Annotated in this window: 1 protein-coding gene; it reads left to right on the forward strand. The window is 69.9% G+C overall.

The window, feature by feature from the left end:
• The coding region (locus LXT23_RS49460) for a condensation domain-containing protein (protein ID WP_253987553.1) at positions 1-2,361 on the forward strand (2,361 nt) is incomplete at both ends.

Below are 2,361 nucleotides of genomic sequence, written 5' to 3' on the forward strand. Positions count from 1 at the left end.
ACGGTGACTTCTTCGACCTGGGCGGCCACTCACTGCTGGCCACGCAGGTGGTCTCCCGCATCCGCGCCACGCTGAACGTCGAGCTGCCCCTGGGCGAGCTCTTCTCCGCGCCCACTGTCGCCCTCCTTGCCGAGCGCCTGGAATCCAAGGGGGCTTCGCAGCCCGACGTGCGGACTCCGCCACTCCAGCGCGCGTCGCGTGACGGCGAGCTGCCACTGTCGTTCGCTCAGCAGCGCCTGTGGTTCATCGACCAGCTCCAGCCCGGCAGCGCGGCCTACAACATCCCGTGGGCGCTGAAGCTCAACGGCACGCTGGACGTCAGCGCGCTGCATCAGGCGCTGCACGCACTGGCCCAGCGACACGAAGCGCTGCGCACCCACTTCGTGGTCCACGAGGGCGCACCCACTCAGCGCATCCGCCCGGAGGCTCGCGTCGAGCTGCCGGTGGTGGACCTGTCCGCCCTGTCTCCCGCGCAGCGCGACGAGGAGACGCGACGGCTCGCCGCGGAGGAGTCGCAGCGTCCGTTCGACCTCGCGCAGGGTCCGCTGGTGCGCACCACCCTGCTGCGCCTGACGCCTCAGGAGCACGTGCTCCTGGTGACGCTGCACCACATCGTCTCGGACGGCTGGTCCGTCTCCGTCATGGTGCGGGAGCTGGGTGCGTACTACGTCCAGTTCCAGGGGGGCGAGCCGGCACGGCTGGCACCGCTACCCGTGCAGTACGCGGACTACTCGGTCTGGCAGCGGCAGTGGCTGCAGGGCGACGTGCTGAAGCAGGAGCTGGACTGGTGGCGCCAGCAATTGGCCGGCGCGCCCGCCGCGCTGGAGCTGCCCACGGACCGGCCGCGTCCCGCGCTGCAGACGTACCGGGGCTCCACCCTGCTGATTCCGCTGCCGCGCGAGCTGAGTGACGCGGTGAAGGAGCTGGCGCAGCGTGAGGGGGCCACGCCCTTCATGGTGATGCTGGCAGCCCTGCAGTTGCTGCTGTCGCGCTACTCGGGCCAGGAGGACATCACCGTCGGTGCGCCCATCGCCAACCGCAACCGCGCGGAGGTCGAAGGCCTCATCGGCTTCTTCGTCAACACGCTGGTGCTGCGTGCGACCATCGACAACCACCAGTCCTTCCGCGAGCTGCTGACCCAGGTCAGGCAGCGCACGCTGGCTGCGTACGAGCACCAGGACCTCCCCTTCGAGAAGCTGGTGGAGGAGCTCCAGCCTCGGAGAGACCCGAGCCGCAGCCCGCTCTTCCAGGTCAGCTTCACCTTCCACAACACGCCGGGCGAGGCGATGAAGCTCCCCGGCCTGGAGCTGGCGCTGCTGCCTCCCGCGGAGGAGGCCGCGAAGTTCGACCTCGGCCTCGGCGTTGTGGAGGTCAACGGCTACCTGGAGACGGCACTCAACTACAACACCGACCTCTTCGACGCCGCGACGGCCGAGCGGATGGGGCGGCACTACCGCGTCCTGCTGGAGGCCATCACTTCCGCCGTGGACCAGCCCCTGCGGAAGCTGGGCCTGCTCACCGGTGATGAGCTCGCGCAGGTGCAGGCGTGGAACGACACCCGGGTGGCGTACCCGCGTGACGTGAGCCTGCATGCGCTCATCGAGGCGCAGGTGCAGCGCACGCCGGAAGCGGAGGCCATCCGCTTCGAAGGCGAAGCTCTCACCTACGCCCAGCTCGACGCGAGGGCCAACCAGCTCGCCCACCACCTGCGCTCGCTGGGCGTCGGCCCCGAGTCCCTCGTTGGTGTCTGCCTCGAGCGCTCCCTGGAGATGGTCGTCGCCCTCCTGGGCGTCCTCAAGTCCGGCGCCGCCTACGTCCCCATGGACCCGGCCTACCCGCGCGAGCGCCTCGCGTGGATGCTCGAGGACACCGCCGCTCCCGTCATCCTGACGCAGGAGCGTCTCACCTCCGTCCTCCCGCCGCACGATGCGAAGGTCCTCTGCCTCGACACGCAGTGGGACTCCGTCGCGTCCCAGCCGACCTCCCGCCCCGTGCCACTGGCCGGCCCCGAGGCGCTGGCCTACGTCATCTTCACCTCCGGCTCCACCGGCCGCCCCAAGGGCGCGATGAATGCCCACCAGGGCGTCGTCAATCGCCTCCTCTGGATGCAGCAGCAGTACGGCCTCTCCGCTGCGGACACGGTGCTCCAGAAGACGCCCTTCAGCTTCGACGTCTCCGTCTGGGAGTTCTTCTGGCCCCTCATGACGGGCGCTCGCATGGTGCTCGCCCGTCCTGGTGGCCACCAGGACCCGACGTACCTCGTGCGCCTCATGGCCGACGAGCGCGTCACCACCGCCCACTTCGTCCCCTCCATGCTCCGCGCCTTCGTCGAGGAGCCCGGCCTGGAAGGACTGAAGGACC

This window comes from Pyxidicoccus xibeiensis (assembly GCF_024198175.1).
Classification (GTDB): Bacteria; Myxococcota; Myxococcia; order Myxococcales; family Myxococcaceae; genus Myxococcus; species Myxococcus xibeiensis.